This window comes from Campylobacter sp. CFSAN093224, from assembly GCF_012897395.1.
In the GTDB taxonomy this organism is placed as follows: Bacteria; Campylobacterota; Campylobacteria; order Campylobacterales; family Campylobacteraceae; genus Campylobacter_D; species Campylobacter_D jejuni.
Window position 1 is genome coordinate 876,400 of sequence record NZ_CP040607.1, and the last position, 21,232, is coordinate 897,631.

Consider the following 21,232-nt stretch of genomic DNA (forward strand, 5'->3'; position numbering starts at 1 on the left):
TTTTTCCTTAAAAAAATATTTTTTCATTATTATACAAAAATTTGATAACACATTACCAAAATTATTGCTATAGGCGATATAAAACGAATAAAAAACAACCAAATTAAGAAAATTTTTCGACTTATAAATTTAGAAAAAATTTTATAAATTTGTTTTTTATTCATAAAAAAACCTACAAATATAGAGCATACTATAACACCAAGTGGAAGTAAAAAATTTGAAGTTAATTTATCTAATAAAGTAAAAAAATCTTTACCAAAAAAACTAAACATAGAAAAAAAATTTAAATTTAATGACAAGATACAACAAATTCCAAAAACAAAAACAAATAAACCTATTAAAAATAGAGCTTTAACACGAGAAATTTGATAGTTATTAATCATATAAAAAGTTAAAGGCTCTATCATTGAAACAGCTGAAGTAATACCAGCAAAAAAAAGTGCTAAGAAAAAACAAAATGCAAAAATATAGCCTAAAGCTCCAAGTTGATTAAACAAACTCATCAAGGATATAAAAACAATTCCTACTCCTTGAGTATGCGGATCGGCTCCAAATTCAAAGATAAAAGTAAAAACAATAAGTCCCATGATAAAAGAAATCAATAAATTAATCAAAACAATATACACTGAACTTTTTATAAAATTTGTTTTTTTATCCAAGGCCGATGAATATGTAACTATACAACCTATTCCCAAGCATAAGGTAAAAAATGCAAGCCCTAAAGCTTCGGCAATAGAGCTGAATTTAAAATGTAAAAAATCGGGATAAAATAAATAAGAAAAAGCATTTGCAAAACCTTGCTTAAATCCCATGCAATAAAACAACATAAAAACAAGCATTAAAAATAAGCTAGGCATTATAACAACGTTTAATTTTTCAATCCCTTTGATTAAACCTTTAGATACTATCAATAAAGTAAGAAAAAAAGATAAAGTGAAGAAAAAAACAGAACTTGTCAAATTTGTAGTAATTAAATTCTGAAAATTACTTGCTGCTTCATCTAAAGTTTTAGGAAGATAATAAAGACTCACTACAGTATATTTTAAAACCCATCCCATGATAACTAGATAAAAAGAGAGGACAAAAATACCACCTAACATAAAAACGCCGCCATATCGCCATCTATTGCCATATTTTATGGCAAGATTTGAATAAGCATTTGCAAGATCACTTTTACTTAAACGTCCCATAGCCACTTCAGCCAAAAAAATACTAAATCCTATAGTTAAAGTAAAAAACAAATATAAAAGCACAAAAACAAAACCACCATTTTCTGCGCTTAAAGTTGGAAATTTCCAAGCATTACCTAAACCAACGGCTCCACCAGCAACAGTCAATACAAAACCGATTTTTGAAAAATATGTTCTCATTATTTTTCAAACTCACTTTAAAAAAGCGGCTATCATAACTATAACAACAGCCAAAGGGGAAATAAATCTCAAAAACACATACCAAAGTTCAAAAAATATACCCCTCATATAAGGTTTAAATAAAATTTTTAAAGCTTCTTTTTTCATCACAAATCCCACAAAAATAGCTGCCAAAATTCCACCTAAAGGCATAATAACCTTGCTTGAAACACTATCAAGCAAATCAAAAAAACTCATTCCAAAAAATCCAAACTGAGTACTTTTTAAAGAAGATAAAATACACAACATTCCTAAAATATAAACAACAATTCCTATTAAAATCAAAGCTTTTTTACGGCTCATACCAAAAGTATTAATAAGGTAAAAAGTGAAAGGCTCTATCATTGAAACAGCTGAAGTAATACCAGCAAAGATTAAAGAAATAAAAAACGCTGCTCCAAAAATACAACCAATCACTCCAATTTTTTCAAATAAAGTAGCTAAGGAAATAAAAACAAGTCCTGGTCCTTGCTGATTAGGATTGTAACCAAACTCAAAGATAAAAGTAAAAACAACCAAACCCATTAATAAACCAACTAAAAGATTGATAAAAATAATATTTAAAGTACTGGTAATAAAATTGGTTTTATCAGGCAGACTAGCAGAATAAGTAATAATCGTTCCAACGCCCAAAGAAAGACTAAAAAAAGCAAGTCCTAAGGCTTCAAGAACATTTGAAGTGTTGATTTTGGAAAAATCAGGTACAAAAAGAAATTTAACCGCCATTATAAAACCATCTTTGCTAATAGCATAAACAAGCATCAAAATAAGCAAAATAAACAATGAAGGCATCATCCAAACATTTAACTTTTCAATCCCATTCTTAACACCTTTAGAAACAATATAAAAAACACATAAAAAAACCAAAGTAAAACAAATAAACTGACTTAAAAAATCCTCACTTATAAAAAATCCAAACTGTGCTTTACTTACTTCTAGATCCATAGGCAAATTTCCAGTGATACTTAAAAACACATATTTAACTATCCAGCCAATCACCAAGGTATAAAAAGAAACTATTAAAATCGCCCCCACCATAGTAAAACCAACATAAGACCAAGCTTTTTTATTTGAAGGTGCTAACTTTTCATAGGCATTAACCGGATCTTTTTCACTAATTTTTCCTATGCTAAGCTCAGCTAAAAATATCACAAAACCTACACCTAAAGTAAGAATTATATAAAGCAAGATAAAAGCAGATCCACCACTTTGACCTACTAGTGTTGGAAATTTCCAAGCATTACCCAAGCCCACCGCTGAACCTGCTACCGCTAAAATGAAACCTATTTTTGAAAATTTAGAACTCAATGTTACAACCTTGACTTAAAAATTATTTTAAAATATTATTAAAGCAAAAAAACTTTTAAGCTTTATTGAAAACAATCAAATTTAAATCAAAAATGTGAATTTTTGTAAATTTCAATAAAAATAAAGATACTTTTGGTTATAATTCGAATTTATTTTTAAGTCTTAAGTAGGGATACGCAAGCCGAACTGATTTAAAAATTGAAAAAAATTTTTTTATAGAAAGGTTAAGATAATGAAAAAAGTTCTTTTTTTATTATTAGCATGTGCAGCAGTAGCTTTTGCAGCTGAAACTAATGCTCCAGTAGAGCAAGAAGCTATTAATGTATGGATTAAAGCATTTTCAGTTCTTGCAGCAGGCTTAGGTCTTGGTGTTGCAGCACTTGGTGGTGCTATCGGTATGGGTAATACTGCAGCGGCAACAATTGCAGGAACAGCTAGAAACCCTGGTCTTGGGCCAAAATTAATGACAACTATGTTTATCGCTTTAGCGATGATTGAAGCACAAGTTATCTATGCTCTTGTTATCGCGCTAATAGCACTTTACGCAAATCCTTTTATAGTTTTACAATAAAACTTATCAAAGCCCTTTTTGGGCTTTTTTCTATGCGGTTATGGTGGAATTGGTAGACACGCCATCTTGAGGGGGTGGTGCGCTCCGCGTGTGCGAGTTCAAATCTCGCTAACCGCACCATTATTTAAAATTATAATCATTCAACTTAAAATACTAACTATTCAAAATCAAATTTCAACTTACAATTTCTTAAAGTTACAAAAAATAAAAAATATTGGTTTTTTTAAAAAACTTAAAAAATATTAAGATTTTTTTTAAGTATAAAGAATATAATTCTATCCGTTTTCAAAAACCATCCCTTAAAAAGGATTATTCAATGTTTGTTTTTATACCATTATTTACAATTTTTATTTTACTTGCAGGCGGATATTTTGCCAAAAGAATTGGCGTTTTAAAGCAAAAACAAGCTAGGACTTTTTTAGATTTTGCTATTATTTTTGCTTTACCTTGTTTGATTTTCGATAAAGCATATCATTTAAATTTTGATTTTTCATTGATTATTTTTATTTTTATTGGATTGTTTAGCTGTATACTAGCAGCTTTTTTTGCTATTCTTATTGGAAAAGTTTTTCATTTTTCTAAAGTAACTTTAGTCAGTATGTTTTTGCTTTCTTGTTTTGGAAATACTATATTTGTGGGTATGCCTATTGTTGCTGGTATATTTAATGACCCACAATTTAGCGCTGAAGTTATATTTTACGATGCTTTAGCCACAACTTTACCTATATCACTTTTTGGACCTTTTATACTTTCTTTGGGAAATGGAGAAAAAGTCAGTTTGCTTGCTAATGTTAAAAAAATTCTTAGTTTTCCACCTTTTTTAGCTTTGCTTTTTGGTTTTTTGTGTAAATTGATTACTTTACCTGAATTTATTTTCTCTCCTATTCGTTTATTTGGTGCCTCTGCAACCCCTGTTGCACTTTTTGCTATAGGTTTAGGACTTGGCTTTATGGCGATTAAAACCTCTTACAAACCTACAATAGTTGTCATCTTTGCTAAAATGATTTTAGCTCCTTTATTTTTTGTATTTTGTTTAAAAATATTTAATTTGGAATTAAAAGATTCTACCATCGTTGCTATTATAGAAAGTGCAGCTCCTACTATGACTTTAGCAGGAGCTATGGTAATGAAAGCTAAACTAGATAGTAATTTAGCCGTAAGTGCTGTAGCCTTTGGAGTTCTTTTTGCTTTTGTTTCTATGCCAATTTTAATTTGGACTTTGTTATAAGCTCAAATTATATGGCTAAATTTTTAGCTAATTCTTTAACTTTTTTAAGATCAACTTTTCCTGAACCTAGGAGGGGAATTTTTTCTATTTGAAAATAATATCTAGGTTTAAAAAGTGTAGGTATATTAGAATTTTTTATAGCCTCACATACTCCTTCAAAAATTTCATTATTGCATTCTATGAGTAAAACAATTTGTTCCCCTTTTTTCTCATCTTCTAAAGATGTGGCACAAAATTTAACCACTTCAGTATCTATAAATTTGGCAATTTCTTCTTCTATTGCACCCAAAGAAATCATCTCTCCGCCAATTTTTGCAAAGCGAGAATAACGATCGACAATATATAAAAAACCATCTTCATCCAAATGTCCCTTATCTCCCGTGTTGTACCATCTTATGCCATCAATTTCTTTAACCACTTCATCGGTTTTTTCTTTGTCATTAAGATAGCCTACCATAACTTGATGACCGCCTATAAGTATGAGTCCATCTTCATTTGTTTTTAAATTTTCATAATTATTTGGATCAACAATACGTACCGCAGTTCCAGGTAGAGGCATTCCTACGCTTCCTTCTTTATTGGCACGATGTATAAGCCAATAATCCACATCAAAATGATTTGGTAAATTTACACTCGCCACAGGCGTGGTTTCCGTAGCCCCGTAACCTTCAAAAATGCTTTTTTTAAACTTCATTTCAAAAGTAGTTCTTACTTCATTTTTTAGTTTTTCAGCGCCCGATACAACTATTCTTAAACTTTCAAACATTAAAGCATCAAGCTTTTTATTTCTTGCATAAATTCCTAAAAAGGTTGAAGTTCCACACATAATAGTGACATTATTTTTAGCAACAGCTTTGGCAACCCCTAAGGCATCGGTTGGATCTGAAAAAGTGATGCTTTTAATACCTTCAAGCAAAGGCAAAAATGTAGTTACGGTAAGTCCAAAAGCATGAAAAGGTGGTAAAGATGAGAGAATGACATCATTATTTCTTGTGCAAAGCACATCAGAAATTTGTGCTATATTGCTTAAAATATTACGGTTATTGAGCATAACACCTTTTGGAGAACCTTCACTTCCACTACTAAATAAAATAGCTGCGATGGCAAGATTGTTTTTTGAAGGAGTGAAGATGCTTTTGAGTATAAAACTAGGTATAATACTAACTGCTAGCATCATGCTAAAAATTTTAGTTTTTTGCATTTTAAAATCTTCTACAATATCTTCAAAATAAATTAAATGTATATTTGTATCGAAATTTAGGTTTATACCTTTATTTGCTAATTTTTCTAAAAAAGTTTTAGAAGTATAAATTTGTGAAATTTGCGCATTTTTTATAGCTGCTTTTAGAGCTTTTTCTCCAGCAGTGAAATTAAGATTTACTGCAATTTTTTCTGCGATTAAAACAGATAGATTGGTTAAAGAACTTGCAAAAGAAGCAGGTAGTAAAATTCCTATAGCTTCCTCTTTAGGAGCGTAACTTCCACGCTGAAGGTTAATGTTTAACTCTTTGGATTTTCTTTTAATAAAAAAATTAAGAAATAAACTAAGAGTCAACATTTTTCTATAAGAAATATCTCCAGCTAGTGTATCGATAATAGCTATTTGATTTAGATTTTTTTTAGCTGTATCTATCCAAGCTCTTGCTATAGTATGCATAGCTTCGCATTGTGATTTCCAAGCCATAAAAGAAAGTTCAAAAACTTTAGCTTTAACTTCATCTTTTTTAGAATGCAAAGGCATAGCTTTACCAAAAGCTATAGCAATTTTTCTTTTATTTAAAGTGCGGTTTCTTGCTGAAAATTCTTCATCACTTCTTGAAAAAGCGCTACCCCAAAGCCCTCTTATATAAAAAGGAATAATTTTTCCATCATCTTCACTTAAACATTCACAAGCTAATTCAAATCCTGCTTTAAATTCATTTAATTGCCCATGTCGCGAAAGTGTACCTTCAGGAAATAAGCAAACTAAATTACCTTCTTTAATATGCTTTGCTATCAGTTCTAAACTCGTCTTACTTCCTGTACTTGATACAGGAATAATACCAAATTTATCAAGAAAAATTTTAATATACCATTTAGAATAAATACTTCTTTCCATAACAAAATAAATTTTTCTTGGAATTGCCATTTGTACAACAGCCCAATCAATAAAAGAAATATGATTACCCAAAAGTAAAGCTCCACCTTTTTCTGGTATATTTTCAAAACCTTCCACAAGTAAACGGTATCGTTGTAAAAAAGCTATGCTTAAAAGTATACGCACTAAAGAAAAGGGGAGTTTTAAAAGTATGTAAAAACTTCCTATAAAGGTTACCAAAGCAATAAAATAAAACAAATAAATCACATTGATTTCAAATTTTACAAATAAAGTTGTCAAGAGCAAAAATCCCAACATGGCAATATTTTGAAAAAAATTATTTCCTGCAAGAATTTGTCCTAATTCATTTTCTTTAGCATGAAATTGGATTAAAGTATTTAAAGGAATGATAAAAAGGGCTCCGCAAAATCCAAAAAAGAAAAATAAAAAACTATAACTTAATAAACTTATAAAATAAGGCATTAAAAAAGCCATTAAAAACATACCCAATGCACCAAGTGGAATAAATCCAAGTTCTATATAATTTTTTGAAAATTTACCAGCTACTAAAGAGCCTAAAATCACTCCTATACCAGAAAAAGCGAGTGAAATTTGCACATAAAAAGTATTTTCTATGAAAAGTTCATTTTTAGCAAAGACAGGAAAGCTGACAAGATAAAGTTGAGATATAGCCCAAAAAAATGAAATTCCAATTATACAAAGCCAAATAGTTTTATTTTTAAAAACAAGCTTAAGATTATTTATTAGAAGTTTTCCACGAATATAGTCTTTTTTATTAAAAACTAAATCTTTATTTGTTTGTTTGAGCTTAGGTAAACGCCACGCAAAAAATACTTCGATACAAGAAAATAAAATTAGCACAATTCCTAAAGGCGCTACTTCTTTTAAAATTTCATCTGTTTGATTATACATAGAACTATAAAGACTTTCAAAGCTTAAAGAAAATAAAGCCATTCCCGCTAAGATTGCCACAATGCTTACCGCATTAATTACACCATTACCCATAGCAAGAAAGTCTTTTCCCACGAGTTCTTTAATAAAACCGTATTTACTTGGTGAATAAATCGCTGCTTGTGCTCCCATTATAAAAGTAAAAATAAAAGCCATCCAAAAAGCACCGCTATAGTAACAAATGCAAATTATTAAAGTGAGTATAACATTGAAAATTGCTGAAATTTTCATTACAATATTTTTTGGATATTTATCCGCTAAAAAACCCGAAGGAGAAAGCATAAGAATAAAAGGAAGTAAAATCAAAGCATTAACTATAGCATTTAAAAATAACTGCTCACTTCCTTCATAGGCCTTATAAATAGTATTTTGAATAATAATTTTATGTCCCAAATCCACAAAAGCATTGATGAATGCTATAAGTAAAAAAGGAATTAATCCGTAAATTTTCAAAAAAGATTTTTTTTGCATTATTTAAACCTCGTCAATTAGCACTTATTTTACAAAAGAATTTATCAGTTTTTAGGAAAATTATCTATATTATCTTTTAAAATAATTCCATCGATTTTTAATTTATAAAATTTTTTAAAATTCTCTAATTTATCAACAATCATTAAAACCCTACTATCAAAAACATAAAATTCTGCAACCTTACTAGCAAATTTTGCAAGTTTTTTATCATTACAAAGCAAAAACTTAGCTCCTAAAGCATTGGCTAAAAATATCTCATCTTTATTTTGAACTAAAATAGCAAATTCAAAATCATTTTGACTTAAATAAGAAATCAATTTTTCATCATAAACAATACAATAAACTTTATTATCTTTAACTTCTTCAACACTTTCAATAAAAGAAAAATCTAAATTTTTTAATAATTTATGTCCAATAATAAGCATTTTTTTCCTTAGCTCTATTTTTTATTATTTTGTAAATTATACTTATAAAATTGTTACCAAGCAAGATGGCGCAGCGGACGGGGCTCGAACCCGCGACCTCCGCCGTGACAGGGCGGCATTCTAACCAGCTGAACTACCGCTGCATCCAAAGTAAAGAAGTAGAGATTATAAAACCTATTTATGATTTTATAAAATGGTGGTCACTATAAGACTCGAACTTATGACATCCACCTTGTAAGGGTGGCGCTCTACCAACTGAGCTAAGCGACCTATGATTGGCGACCCCTAGAGGATTTGAACCTCTGTTTCCACACAGAGAGAGTGTTGTCCTGGGCCACTAGACGAAAGGGTCATAACCCTAACAATAAAAATGGTGTCCCGTGTTGGATTCGAACCAACGGCCCCCTCCTTAAAAGGGAGATGCTCTACCGGCTGAGCTAACGAGACAATATGGCGCAGCGGACGGGGCTCGAACCCGCGACCTCCGCCGTGACAGGGCGGCATTCTAACCAGCTGAACTACCGCTGCATCCAAAGTAAAGAAGTAGAGATTATAAAACCTATTTATGATTTTATAAAATGGTGGTCACTATAAGACTCGAACTTATGACATCCACCTTGTAAGGGTGGCGCTCTACCAACTGAGCTAAGCGACCTTTATAATGGTGTCCCGTGTTGGATTCGAACCAACGGCCCCCTCCTTAAAAGGGAGATGCTCTACCGGCTGAGCTAACGAGACATTTTCTGAAATAAAAATGTGATTATGCCAAAATTAGCTCTATTTGTCAAGCTTTTTTAAATCATTTTTGGCATTTTCTCTCCAAATAACGAGAAAATATACTTATAGGTAAAGTCAAAACAAGATATGTAATAGCCAAAATTACATAAGCTTCAAGAGTAGCAAAAGTATAAGAATTTATCTCTTGCGCACTTTGGGTTAATTCATTTACAGCAATAACGCTTAATAAGGAACTATCTTTAATTAAATTTGCAAATTGTCCACTCAGCGGTGCTAAAATATTTTTTAAAGCTTGGGGAAAAATTACATACGCAAAAACCTGCATCTCTTTTAACCCTAAAGCCCTAGCACTCTCAAGCTGAGATATAGAAATACTTAAAATTCCAGCTCTAAATATTTCAGCTAAGTAAGCAGCAGAAAAACATGATAAAATAATAACTCCAGCCACATATCGATTATCAAGTCCTAAATTATTTGCAATGATATAATATATCAATAATACCTGCACTAGTAAAGGGGTTCCTCTGACAAGCTCTATGTAAAATGTAGATAAAAATCTTAAAAAAACAATCGAACTTAAAGAAAAAGCACAAAAAACTCCACCCAAAATTATACTCAACAATAAAGAAAAAAAACTGATTATTAAAGTATTTAAAAAACCTTGAAGAAATTTTTCTTTATAGGTTGCAATTGCGCTAAAATCAAAATGATAAGCACTTATACTAAAACTACAATAACAAAACAATATTAAAAATAAAATCAAAAGAATTAAATTAGTGATTATTTTTGACTTTGATAGAGGTTTTAAAGGTTTAAAATTCTTATTTTTTTGAGTAAACAAAGACAATAAAAATCTCCAAAATTACAATTTATTCATTTCTTAAAGTATCTAAAATATTAATTTGAGTTGCTTTTTTTGCAGGATAAAAAGATGATAAAGCTATGATTATTAAAGCACCCACAATGGTTAAAGAAAAATCCATTAAAGACAAATCAAGTGGTAATTTACTGGTTCCATAAACATCAACAGGTAAAGTTACAATATCAAAATTTCCCAAAAGCCATAAAGCAAAAAATGCAAGTACCACACCCACTATCATACCACCACCACCAATAAGCATACCTAAGGCAAAAAAACTCTTTTTTACCTCATTTTTGCTTGCACCTAGAGCAAGTAAAAGTGCTATTTCACTGCGACGATTCATTACTATCATCAATAAAGAACTTACTATATTTAAACTTGCAACCAAAATAATAAGCATCAACACTATAAAAAGCGCTCTTTTTTCAAGTTCTAAGGCTGAAAAAAAATTTTTATTTTGCTCCCACCAACCCACCACAGCATAATCATCTTTTAAATAAGATTTAATTTTTTCAACATCCTTAAAAGCATTATCGCTATATACATGAATTCCATCATAATTTGGATTTTTAGGTATTCCAAGTACTTTTTTCAATGCATCAACATCTGTGTACATATAAGCTTTATCATAAAATGCAAGCCCTGAAGTAAAACGCGCTTTAACATCAAAACGTTTAGTTTGCGGTACTAAAGAAAAACCACTAGGATTAAGATTTGAAAAAATAAGTGAAAGTTTGTCATTTTTATGCAAACCAAATTCATCAGTAAGTGCTGATCCTACAAGTATATCAAAACCACTTAAATTCTCATCCTTTAAAGCTTTAGCAACCACTTCGTTTATTTTTTTTTCATCATTAAAATTAACGCCAAAAAGCACACCACCTTCAAAACGATTATCTCCCTTTACAACAACTTGAGTGCTTAAATAAGGGCTAAATAACAAATTTGGAAATGTTTTTCTTAACTCATCTATAAATTCATCATTTACAGGAGCGTAGAATTTAGGCAAAATAGTAATAGGATAATTCATCACAAAAAAGCGTTTTTCAAATTCTTTATCAAAACCATTCATAATTGCCATAGCTACAAGCAAAACGCAAAGTCCTACACAAACTCCTAAAAAGGCCAAAAGCATAGAAAGATTGATAAAGGGTTGCTCTTTATCAAATCTTAAATACTTAAAAAGTAAATATTTTAAAACGCTTTTATTCAAGCTAAAATTCCTTGCTTAGGACCACTTTTTCCATGGCATTCTTTAAATTTTTTTCCACTTCCGCAAGGACAAGGAGCATTGCGTGGAACTTTTTTAAATTCAGCTTCGCCAAGATTATCTTCGCTTGCGCCCATTTCTACTGAGCTTTGAAGTAGCTTTTCATTTTCTTCATTGGCTTTATTTTCTAAATTTTGCGCCTCTTCTTGATTAAATTGCACGCTAAAAAGTAGTTTAATACTATCAAATTTAATACGATTGACCAACTCCAAGAAAAGATTATAACTTTCTTTCTTATATTCCACAAGAGGATCTTTTTGATTGTATCCACGAAGTCCTATTCCTGTTTTTAAAATATCCATTTGATACAAATGCTCTCTCCAAGCATTATCCAAAACTTGCAAATATAAAATACGCTCTATATTACGCAATTCTTTAATCTCAAGTCTTAACATCTTTTCATTATAAGAATTTTCAAGAATTTGACTTAGCTTGTCTTGCATTTCAATGACGCTTAAATTCTCAAAATCTTTTTCACTAATCTGAGTTGAACATTCATACAAAATTTTTGCTTTCAAATTTTCAAAATTTACATTAGAACCGCTTTCGTCAAGCATATAATCATTCATTACATTTGCGCTATATTCAGCGATATTTTGAGAAATTTTAGCTCTAATATCATAGTTTTCATCTAAAAGCTCATTACGATAACGATAAATAGTTTTTCTTTGTTCATTTGCTACATCATCGTATTCTAACAAATGCTTTCTGCTTTCAAAATGCAAGCTTTCAACTTTTTTTTGCGCATTTTCAACCGCTCTTGTAACGATTCTTGACTCTATGCTTTCGCCCTCTTCTATGCCCAAGCGATCCATAATACTTTTAATACGATCCCCACCAAAAATTCTTAAAAGATTGTCTTCTAAACTTAGATAAAAACGACTTATTCCAGGATCACCCTGCCTTCCTGCACGACCACGAAGTTGATTATCAATACGGCGGCTTTCATGTCTTTCTGTACCGATGATATAAAGCCCACCCAAAGCCCTAATCTCATCATCGATTTTTATATCCACACCACGACCTGCCATATTTGTAGCGATAGTTACAGCACCTTTTTTACCTGCATCTTGGATAATCAAAGCTTCTTGCTCGTGATTTTTAGCATTTAAAACATGATGAGGGATTTTCTCTTTTACAAGCATATTGTGAAAAACTTCACTGCGCTCTATACTTGCGGTTCCTACAAGTACAGGCTGACCTTTAGCATTGGCTTTTTTAATCTCTTCAATTACAGCTTTGAATTTTTCATTTTGAGTTTTATAGATAAGATCATCTTTATCTTGTCTTTTAATAGGAATATTTGTCGGTATAGAAATAACATCTAAACTATAAATTTGAGAAAATTCAGTCGCTTCTGTTTGTGCAGTTCCTGTCATACCTGCAAGTTTATTGTACATTCTAAAATAATTTTGAAAAGTAATATCTGCTAGAGTTTGGCTTTCTTCTTGAATTTTTACATTTTCTTTAGCTTCTAAAGCTTGATGCAATCCTTCGCTAAAACGACGTCCTTCGCTTAAACGCCCTGTAAATTCGTCAACGATGATAACTTCATTATTTCTTAAAACATAATGCACATCTTTTTCAAAAAGATTATGTGCTTTTAAGGCTTGATCAAGCTGATGAGCTAAGATAGCATTATCAAGACTGTATAAATTTTCTACGCCAAAAAGTTTTTCAGCCTTAGCAATACCTGCTTCTGTAATTAAAATATTACGATTTTTCTCATCTACTACAAAATCACCCTCAGGTTTTGCAGGGGGTAAAACTGCTTCACCTTTTTGCATTTGTTTAGCTACTTCATTGGCTTTAATATAACCATCTAAAGTACGATTTGTAGGACCACTGATAATAAGCGGAGTTCTTGCCTCATCAATTAAAATACTATCTACTTCATCTACGATAACAAAATTATGCTCTCTTTGAACTTTTTCAGCTTTTGAAAATTTCATATTATCACGCAAATAATCAAAACCAAACTCATTATTGGTTCCATAAGTAATATCACAATCATAAGCTTGCTTGTGTTCTATATCACTATTTTGAGAAGAAAGCACCACGCCAACACTAAAACCTAAAAAATTATAAATCGCACTCATTTGCTCAGCATCTCTTTTGGCTAGATAATCATTTACTGTAACGACATGTACGCCTTTGCCACTCATGGCATTTAAAACAACAGGTAAGGTTGCTACAAGAGTTTTACCTTCTCCTGTTTTCATTTCTGCGATTTTTCCATCGTGCAAAACCATACCACCGATTAACTGCACATCAAAATGACGCATATTTAAAGTTCTCTTACCTGTCTCTCTGACTATAGCAAAAACATCATTTAAAACATCATTTTCGTTTTTTTCTCCGCTTAAAATTTGCTCTTTAAATTTTGCAAATTCAGCTTTTAATTCATCATCGCTTAAATTTTGATAGTTGCCTTCTAAAGCATTGATTTGTGCTACACGCTTGAAATATTTCTTAACTTCACGATCATTTTTTGTGCCAAACACGGCTTTTAAAGCATTTAAAAACATTTCTAAACCTTTATAAATTTTTCAAACTATCATTATAACGATTATTTAATTAAAATTAGCTAGAATGACATAAAAAATATATTTTTTTAAGGAAAATAAATGAAAAAAACATTCTTGATATTTTTTATTTTTATAGGACAACTTTTTGCCCTTGATCTTAATTTTAATACCTTTTCAAGCAATTTTACCCAAATAGTGAAATCCAAAAACTCTACACTTTCTTATTCTGGGCATTTTATACTGAGTAAAGATCAAGCATATTGGAGTTATGATACTCCTAGTAAAAAAGAGATTTATATCAACAAAAATCAAGTAACCATAGTAGAGCACGATCTAGAACAAGTCATTTTCTCTCATCTTGATAACATTCCAAATCTTAATGAAATTTTCAAAAAAGCAAGTCTTATAGACAAAGATAAACTTGTAGCAAAATATGATAATATAAATTATACAATTAAACTCAATCAAGAGCAAATTCAAAGCATATCCTATAAAGATGAATTTGAAAATGATGTTATAATCAATCTAAACAATCAAATTAAAAATCCAAAAATTAATTCCGATGTTTTTAAGGCAAAAATTCCGCAAAATTATGATATAGTTCGCTAATTTTGCGTTGAATTCTCATCAAGCTTTATATCATAGCCTGTTTGTGGCAAATGATAAGGCTTGCTTGCGTTATTTTCTTTGAATATTTGTGGAGGATTGGCGATTAAATCTCTTTTAATTTTTTCTTCTATATCTGGAGTCATTTTAGGTGTATTTAAATTATCTATATTGATTTCTCCATTGTCATTTTTATTTTCTTCATCTGGATCTTTGAAAAGCTGTTCAACTTGCTTGACTTCTAAATTTGGAACACTAGGAGTTGGGATCTTTTCAACACTAGGAACTTGAGTTTTAGGAACTTCTAAGTTTTCAAGTGCTTTTTTTACCTCGCTACCCATACCCTTCTCTTTAGCCTCAGTACTTTCTAAAAAGCGTTTAAACTCCTCTAAATCAAATTTTTCCACTCCACTTAAAGATATGATATATATATCATCTAGTTTAATCTTATATTTCTTATCTAAAAATTTTTCTAAAGTTTTTTTAAAATTATTTTTTCCAATTTCTGTAAAAATATCTTCATAAAAAAACCCTGAAATTACTGTATTTACAGCATCAATTAACTTATTTTCATTTTCTTTTAAATTATTCCCATCAAATTCCAAAGAAATTTCAACTTTTTTAAGAACATTTGCTCCACTTTTAGAATACAAATCTGTTCTTATTTTATCTATTTCAAGATTTTGAGCATTTAAACTCAAAACCAAAAAAACACTTAAAAATATTTTTTTCATTTAATGCCTTTAAATGATTTGTTCTTGTATTTCGAGATCTAAAAAATTATGTTTTTTATAAAATTCAATCACATTAGAATCTATTTTTAAAATATTAGCAAAATAAAATCCAAAATTTATCTTTTTTGTAGAATAAATTTTTAAAGTATTTGGGTTTGTAGCGCGAGAAAGAGCGACATAAAGCTGTCCATTTTCAAAAATATGATCAATATCACACACTAATTTTTCAATACTCATACCTTGTGATTTGTGTATAGTAATAGCATAAGCTAATTTAATAGGAAACTGTGTAACACTTGCGAGAATATTAACAACAAAATCTTTACCTGATTGCTCAAGTTCTTCCATGAAAAAAGTATAAGGTTCAAGTAAAATTTTCATCCCATTATTTTTAATAATGCTAATATAAATTTTCTCCTCTTCATAAAGAATATCTTCTATAATGCCTTGCTCTCCATTATAATAATTCTTATCCCAATTATTTACGCAAAAAATAATACGAGCGCCTATTTTAATATTTAATTCTTCCAATATATTTAAGCTTCTAATCCAAGAATCAAGCTCTTCATCTTTTATTCTCTTATCTTCTTTTTTAACCTGAGCCTTAAAGCATACAAGCGGGGTCTCAAGTTTGCTTAATTTTTCTTGATTGATATTGTTTACTTTTTTATTGATACCACAAAGTAAAGTATAATCATCTTCTAAATTTTCTAATTCTTTATAATCAATTCGCAAAGATTCAAAAAAGCTTAAAATTTTTTCATCTAAAAAACCTTGTCTAATCAAAGATAAATGGTTATAAAATTCCATATTTTGCGTTCTTTTAGGTTGAGAAAGTTTAATATTCTTAAAATTTAAATCTTGCCAAAAAAATGAAGAAAAAGCATAATAAGAATGGTTAAATAAAGTTTCTTTTTTTTCTTTAATTACTGGAGGCAGTTGAAAAAAATCTCCAACAACTAAAATTTTTCCATTAAATTGAGAATTTTTAAGTCTAAAGCCTATCATTTCAAAAACATTTGCACTAACCATGGAAATTTCATCGATAATAATAAGCTCAATCGTTTTTAAAAGCTCTTTAAGTTTTGTTAATTTTTCTTTTTGTTTTTGATTGCGATCCAATACACTTAATTTCATCATATCATCACAATACCCTAAACAAAAAAAGCTGTGTAAAGTAACACCGCCTATATTAAACGCCGATAGAGCACTAGAACCAAGAGCTATGGCTAATTTTTTTTGTTTTCTATAAGATTTGATAAGCTCATTTGTCAAAAAGCTTTTACCAACTCCAGCACCACCACTTAAAAAAACATTATCATAAGCTAAAATTTTTTCTAGTTTATCAAACATTATATTTCCTTGGCTTTAATTATAACTATTTTTTCTAAAAGGTTGATTATGAAATCTTGTTTATATTTTACTTTTATAGTGCTATTTTTAACAGCTTGTTCAACAAAAAATTTAACTTCACTTCATCGTGAAAATTTAGAACAAAAAAATGAAAATCAACATTATGCAAAACTTGAATACGAACAAAATGTAAACATTTTGCCACAATTTGCTTACGATATTAATTTTGATGCAAAACGATATAAAAAATATTTCTTTAACCCTTGGCATGATTCATTTAAAAATTACAAAGGACAAAATATTTTTTGGTCCTTTCCTTTATATTTAAATTCAAAAAATACTTATTATTTTTTCAATAAACAAATTATTCCACTTTCATGGTTTAAAAACGCTATAAATAACGCAAATATCCAAGAATTCGGTAAACTTAATCAAAAAGCTTTAATTATCCAAAATACAATCATTAAAAATCTTCCAACCCAAAGAGCTATCTTAAAAAATCCTTTTTTTGAAAATGAAGGAATTCCTTTTGACTATGCAAGCGATGGCATTTTAAATACTGGAGCCCCTGTCTTAATTTCACATTTTAGTAAAGATAAGCGTTATGCTTTTGTTTTAGGTGAAGCTGGATTTGGATTTGTTGAAAGTAAAAATTTGGAATTTTTCTCAAACGATAGAGCGAAAATCTATGAAAATCTCAACTTTATCACACCACTAAAAGAAAAATTTGCTATCTATAGCGAGGATGGTAAATTTTTATTTGAAAGTAGAATTGGTGCTATCTATCCTTACTACAAAGAAGATAAAAACTATTTTTATGGAAAAATAGGTTCTAAAAAATATAAAATTTCTAAAAAAGATGTATCTAAATTTCCTTTACAATTCAATGATAAAAATTTAAAAAATCAACTTTCACAAGTTTTAAATTTGCCTTATGGCTGGGGCGGTTATAATTTTGAAAGAGATTGTTCTTTACTAACTCGTGATATCTTTTCAGCTTTTGGACTTTATCTACCAAGAAATTCAGCTGCACAAAAAAATTCTTTTAATCATTTTGATATAAGCACTCTTAGTAATTCTCAAAAAAAAGATTTTTTAAACCGCTTTGGGAAAGCTTATCTTAGTTTACTTTATTTACCTGGACATATTATGCTTTATGCAGGGCAAATTACAGATAATAATATTGCCATACATAATATATGGGGCTTAAGAAAAGATGCAACCCAAAGACTTCTCATAAGTTCTAGCGTCATCACTTCTTTAGAAATAGGAAAAAATGAAATTTTAGAAGATAATTTGCTTTTATCAAGACTTAAAGAAATAAGTTTTATAAATTTAAACGAACAAGAAAAAGAGCAAATAAAAAGCTATCTTGAAAATATACAAAACAAATAAGATTTATTGATTTAATCAATAAATCTTTTAGTTAAATCTGTAAAATATTCTATGCGTCTATCTCGCAAAAAAGGCCACCAACGACGCACATTTTCACTTCTTTTTTTATCTATTTCTATGATTTTTACACATTCGTTTTGAGAATCTAAAAGACAAAGTTCTTCACCTTGAGGGCCAAAAACAAAAGAATTTCCCCAAAATCTAATGCCCTCTTCTACCCCGCTTACATCTTTTTCAAAACCTACTCTATTGATAGCTACTACATATAAACCATTAGCTATAGCATGTCCTTTTTGTACGCCAAGCCAAGCATTGAGCTGTCTTTGTTTTTCTTCATCTTTATCCTTATCAAACCAACCAATTGCCGTGGGATAAATAAGAATCTCAGCTCCTTTTAAAGCCATAATTCTTGCTGCTTCAGGATACCACTGATCCCAACAAATAAGCACTCCAAGCTTACCTAAACTTGTATTTATAGGTTCAAAACCCAAATCTCCAGGAGTAAAATAAAATTTTTCATAAAAACAAGGATCATCGGGTATGTGCATTTTGCGATATTTGCCTGCTATAGAACCATCTTTTTCAAAAACCACTGCAGTATTATGATAAAGTCCGGCACTTCGTTTTTCAAACAATGAAGCAATAAGCACTATTTGATTTTTTCTAGCTATATTTGCCCAAAATTTCACATCTTTTTCATAATCATTAGCATAGTCAAAAAAATCCACATTTTCACTTTGACAAAAATACTCACTTTGATGAAGTTCTCCTAAGCAAACAAGCTCAGCTCCTTGTTTAGAGGCTTCTTCTATAAATTCGCAAGTTTTTTTTATAGTTTGTTCTTTATTTAAATGAAATTTTTGTTGTATTAAAGCGATTTTCATTGTCTTTGCCTTTCTTGTTCTGCATCATCATAAGGATCTAAATGAATTTGTATATCCCATTTTTCATTTTCAAACATCTTACGCACACCTTCTTCTATTTCATCTGAAATTTTATGCGCATTTAAAAGCGAAATTATAGGGCAAAAAACCAAATGCACGCTTAAATAATTACAACTTGGAGTTTTACGCGTCTTTAATTCATGATAGGAAATTATTTCAGGATTATTAGAAATCAAAGTACAAATTTTATCCACTTGTTCCTTAGGTAAAGCCTCATCCATTAAAAAAGCTAAAGCTTTTTTAATGATTTTAAAAGCAGAAAATGCCGTATAAAGACTGATCACTATCCCAAAAATAGCATCAATAATATGTAAATTTGTAAAATAAATCAAAACCAAAGCCCCTAAAGTACAAGCATTGGTTAAGCAATCTGTTTTGTAATGCAAAGCATCACTTTCTATAATCAAACTTTTGGTTTTTTTAGCTACATAATTTAAAAAAAGTACAAGAAAAAAAGTCATAATTAAAGTAAAAATCATCACATAGATGCTTGAATTTAAATCTTTAATTTCTTCTTTATAATAAATCTTTAAAATACTCTCATAAAAAATAAAAATCCCCACGCCAACTATAAAAACACCTTCTAACAAACCCATTAAAGCTTCAATTTTAGAAAAACCAAAATTATAATTTTCATTCGCCTTTTGTGAGCTTTTTTTAAGAGCCAAAAAATTAAAAGCAGAAATAGCAAAATCCATTAAAGAATCAATCGCACTTGAAAGTACTGCAACAGAACCACTTGTTAAGCCTACTATAAATTTAACCAAGGCTAAAACAATGGCACATAAACTTGCTACAAGAGTTGCTTTTTTTTGCAAACTCATCTTAAACCTTTGAAACGATTTTGACAAGAACAATGCAAAGAACCGTTTTGTCGTAAAAACACTCTTGCATCTACTCCTATAATTTTATGACTAGGTAAAGCTTTAGAAAGTCTTTTAGCTATGATTTCATCATTTTTATCCTTATAAAAAGGCACAATTAAAGCATTATTTATAAAAACAAAATTCGCATAAGTTGCGCCCAATCTTCTTCCTTCATAGTATAAAGGATTAGGTATAGGAAGTTCTACTAAATCAAAGCCTGTTTTTTTAAGCTCTTCTTTCATTTTTTGCAAAGGCAAATAATGTTCATCCTCTTCATCTTCACAAATACAATGTGCTATGGTATTTTTATCTATAAATCTTGCTAAGGTATCGATATGATGATCTGTATCATCACCTTTTATGAAACCATTTTCTAGCCAAATAATTTGCTTTAAACCAAAAATTTCTTTTAATTTTATATCAATTTGGGTTTTGTTTAGATGAGAATTTCTATTTTCATTTAAAAGACAATGAGAGCTTGTAAGCATCACACCCTCTCCATTAAAGTCAATACTTCCTCCTTCTAAAATAAAATCAACCTTTTTAAGTTCCTCTTTAAATTTTTCTTTAAAAAGCTTAGAATTTACAGCATTATCAAGCTCACTTTGAAATTTATTTCCCCAAGCATTAAAAGTAAAATCAAGAGCCTTTAAACGACCATTTTCTATTATATCTATAGCTCCAAAATCACGTATCCAAGTATCATTGGTATCACATTTAAAATACTCTACATTTTTTATATCTTTAAAATTTTCAAAATCACTCTGTTTAGGAGCTATAAGTAAAACTTTTTGAAATTCACTCACTGCTTTTACAAATTCTTTATAACTTTGCAAAATTTCCTCTAAATAGGGATTCCAATCGCTTTTTTCATGGGGTAAAGAAAGCATGAGGTATTCTTGCTCACTCCATTCAGGAATTGATTTTATCATTTAACTACCTTTTTTGATAATAAAATTATAATTGTATCATTTTTTAGACTTTTGTCAAATTTAAGAAGATTACCTCGATATTTCGAGGCTTTAGGGTATTATTTAAAAAAGATCTTCATTTCATCATTACTTAAAACAAGTTTTCCATTTTCATTTGAAATTTTAAAAATTCCTTTGAAATTTGAAAGGAAAGAATTTTCAAAATCCATTACATCCATTGGATGACAAAGCATTTGAGTTGAAGCTACGCGATCACCTTCGATTTGCAAAGTATCCGCCTTAGTTTGGTAAGAACCAAAAAAACGATTACACCCTGAATAACCATAAAATTTATTATTTTCAAAACTAATATTTGGACTTTCCTCTGCGTTTTTTGGATCAAAAGTTTTACCATTAACTATAATTTTTTCTATTTTGAAAAGCTGATTTTGTACAAGTTCATTATTACCTTTAGAAGTAGATGAAGTAACAGAAGTACTAGCACAACCTGCAAAAAAAGTTGCAGCTAAAGCAATTTGAAGCGTTTTTTTCATTTTATTCCTT

Annotated in this window: 17 protein-coding genes and 8 tRNA genes; 5 read left to right on the forward strand and 20 right to left on the reverse strand. The window is 29.7% G+C overall.

Translation table 11 applies throughout. From position 1 onward, the window contains the following. Nucleotides 1-29: 29 nt before the first annotated feature. On the reverse strand, nt 30-1,370 hold the full coding sequence (locus FBF11_RS04545; RefSeq protein ID WP_057096905.1) for a sodium-dependent transporter: 1,341 nt from the start codon (nt 1,368-1,370) through the stop codon (nt 30-32). A gap of 12 nt (nt 1,371-1,382) precedes the next feature. Beyond that, nucleotides 1,383-2,717: a sodium-dependent transporter gene (locus FBF11_RS04550; RefSeq protein WP_002858451.1), complete on the reverse strand. Its 1,335-nt coding sequence runs from the start codon at nt 2,715-2,717 to the stop codon at nt 1,383-1,385. 232 nt (nt 2,718-2,949) lie between these two features. Between FBF11_RS04550 and FBF11_RS04555 the strand changes: the two genes are divergently transcribed. From FBF11_RS04555 to FBF11_RS04565, 3 genes are all read left to right on the forward strand, one after another. Continuing rightward, entirely contained in the window at nt 2,950-3,288 is a 339-nt protein-coding gene (locus tag FBF11_RS04555) for a F0F1 ATP synthase subunit C (protein WP_002853683.1), read from the forward strand. A 34-nt stretch (nt 3,289-3,322) separates the two neighbouring features. Then, nucleotides 3,323-3,408 (forward strand) — tRNA-Leu (locus tag FBF11_RS04560). A 196-nt stretch (nt 3,409-3,604) separates the two neighbouring features. Next, nucleotides 3,605-4,516 carry an AEC family transporter gene (locus FBF11_RS04565; RefSeq protein ID WP_002853271.1) on the forward strand — a complete coding sequence of 304 codons (912 nt, stop codon included), beginning with the start codon at nt 3,605-3,607 and terminating at the stop codon, nt 4,514-4,516. A gap of 7 nt (nt 4,517-4,523) precedes the next feature. Here FBF11_RS04565 and FBF11_RS04570 read toward each other — a convergent pair whose 3' ends face one another. The 12 genes from FBF11_RS04570 to secA form a co-directional block, all read right to left on the reverse strand. Continuing rightward, nucleotides 4,524-8,036, reverse strand: a complete 3,513-nt coding sequence (locus FBF11_RS04570) for an acyl-[ACP]--phospholipid O-acyltransferase (protein ID WP_057096904.1) — start codon at nt 8,034-8,036, stop codon at nt 4,524-4,526. A gap of 44 nt (nt 8,037-8,080) precedes the next feature. Further along, a complete protein-coding gene (locus FBF11_RS04575; RefSeq protein ID WP_002853267.1) occupies nt 8,081-8,461 on the reverse strand; it encodes a hypothetical protein in 381 nt (126 codons plus the stop codon). 66 nt (nt 8,462-8,527) lie between these two features. Further along, nucleotides 8,528-8,604: transfer RNA gene (locus tag FBF11_RS04580), tRNA-Asp, on the reverse strand. 51 nt (nt 8,605-8,655) lie between these two features. After that, nucleotides 8,656-8,731 (reverse strand) — tRNA-Val (locus FBF11_RS04585). 6 nt (nt 8,732-8,737) lie between these two features. Then, nucleotides 8,738-8,813: transfer RNA gene (locus FBF11_RS04590), tRNA-Arg, on the reverse strand. Between the two features lie 19 nt (nt 8,814-8,832). Next, nucleotides 8,833-8,908 (reverse strand) — tRNA-Lys (locus tag FBF11_RS04595). Nucleotides 8,909-8,912: 4 nt separating this feature from the next. Further along, nucleotides 8,913-8,989: transfer RNA gene (locus tag FBF11_RS04600), tRNA-Asp, on the reverse strand. Nucleotides 8,990-9,040: 51 nt separating this feature from the next. Further along, nucleotides 9,041-9,116, reverse strand: a tRNA-Val gene (locus tag FBF11_RS04605). 7 nt (nt 9,117-9,123) lie between these two features. Continuing rightward, nucleotides 9,124-9,199, reverse strand: a tRNA-Lys gene (locus FBF11_RS04610). A gap of 61 nt (nt 9,200-9,260) precedes the next feature. Further along, nucleotides 9,261-10,046: an amino acid ABC transporter permease gene (locus FBF11_RS04615; protein WP_002853310.1), complete on the reverse strand. Its 786-nt coding sequence runs from the start codon at nt 10,044-10,046 to the stop codon at nt 9,261-9,263. 22 nt (nt 10,047-10,068) lie between these two features. Continuing rightward, the gene (locus FBF11_RS04620; RefSeq protein ID WP_002853329.1) at nt 10,069-11,274 is read right to left on the reverse strand and encodes an ABC transporter permease; all 1,206 of its coding nucleotides are present in this window, start codon (nt 11,272-11,274) and stop codon (nt 10,069-10,071) included. Continuing rightward, entirely contained in the window at nt 11,271-13,859 is a 2,589-nt protein-coding gene (secA, locus tag FBF11_RS04625) for a preprotein translocase subunit SecA (protein ID WP_002858134.1), read from the reverse strand. Before secA ends, FBF11_RS04620 begins: the two co-directional genes overlap by 4 nt. A gap of 99 nt (nt 13,860-13,958) precedes the next feature. Between secA and lolA the strand changes: the two genes are divergently transcribed. Further along, nucleotides 13,959-14,468, forward strand: a complete 510-nt coding sequence (gene lolA / locus FBF11_RS04630; RefSeq protein WP_002853302.1) for a LolA-like outer membrane lipoprotein chaperone — start codon at nt 13,959-13,961, stop codon at nt 14,466-14,468. Here the strand turns inward: lolA and FBF11_RS04635 are convergent. After that, nucleotides 14,465-15,199, reverse strand: coding sequence for a hypothetical protein (locus FBF11_RS04635; RefSeq protein ID WP_002853278.1), 735 nt, complete (start codon nt 15,197-15,199; stop codon nt 14,465-14,467). The genes lolA and FBF11_RS04635 overlap by 4 nt on opposite strands. A gap of 9 nt (nt 15,200-15,208) precedes the next feature. Beyond that, complete coding sequence (pif1, locus tag FBF11_RS04640) at nt 15,209-16,552, reverse strand: ATP-dependent DNA helicase Pif1 (RefSeq protein ID WP_002853306.1); 1,344 nt, start codon at nt 16,550-16,552, stop codon at nt 15,209-15,211. A 48-nt stretch (nt 16,553-16,600) separates the two neighbouring features. Here pif1 and FBF11_RS04645 point away from each other — a divergent pair, with 48 nt between their 5' ends. Then, on the forward strand, nt 16,601-17,947 hold the full coding sequence (locus tag FBF11_RS04645; protein ID WP_002868323.1) for an SH3 domain-containing C40 family peptidase: 1,347 nt from the start codon (nt 16,601-16,603) through the stop codon (nt 17,945-17,947). Nucleotides 17,948-17,958: 11 nt separating this feature from the next. Here FBF11_RS04645 and FBF11_RS04650 read toward each other — a convergent pair whose 3' ends face one another. The 4 genes from FBF11_RS04650 to FBF11_RS04665 all read right to left on the reverse strand — a co-directional run bounded on the left by FBF11_RS04650 (nt 17,959) and on the right by FBF11_RS04665 (nt 21,222). Further along, nucleotides 17,959-18,831: an N-carbamoylputrescine amidohydrolase gene (locus FBF11_RS04650; protein WP_002853261.1), complete on the reverse strand. Its 873-nt coding sequence runs from the start codon at nt 18,829-18,831 to the stop codon at nt 17,959-17,961. Continuing rightward, nucleotides 18,828-19,715, reverse strand: coding sequence for a cation diffusion facilitator family transporter (locus tag FBF11_RS04655; RefSeq protein ID WP_002871737.1), 888 nt, complete (start codon nt 19,713-19,715; stop codon nt 18,828-18,830). The genes FBF11_RS04650 and FBF11_RS04655 overlap by 4 nt, the downstream gene beginning before the upstream one ends. Continuing rightward, nucleotides 19,712-20,689, reverse strand: coding sequence for an agmatine deiminase family protein (locus tag FBF11_RS04660; RefSeq protein WP_002859225.1), 978 nt, complete (start codon nt 20,687-20,689; stop codon nt 19,712-19,714). The genes FBF11_RS04655 and FBF11_RS04660 overlap by 4 nt, the downstream gene beginning before the upstream one ends. Before the next feature lie 98 nt (nt 20,690-20,787). Beyond that, nucleotides 20,788-21,222, reverse strand: coding sequence for an META domain-containing protein (locus FBF11_RS04665; RefSeq protein ID WP_002860707.1), 435 nt, complete (start codon nt 21,220-21,222; stop codon nt 20,788-20,790). Nucleotides 21,223-21,232: the final 10 nt, after the last annotated feature.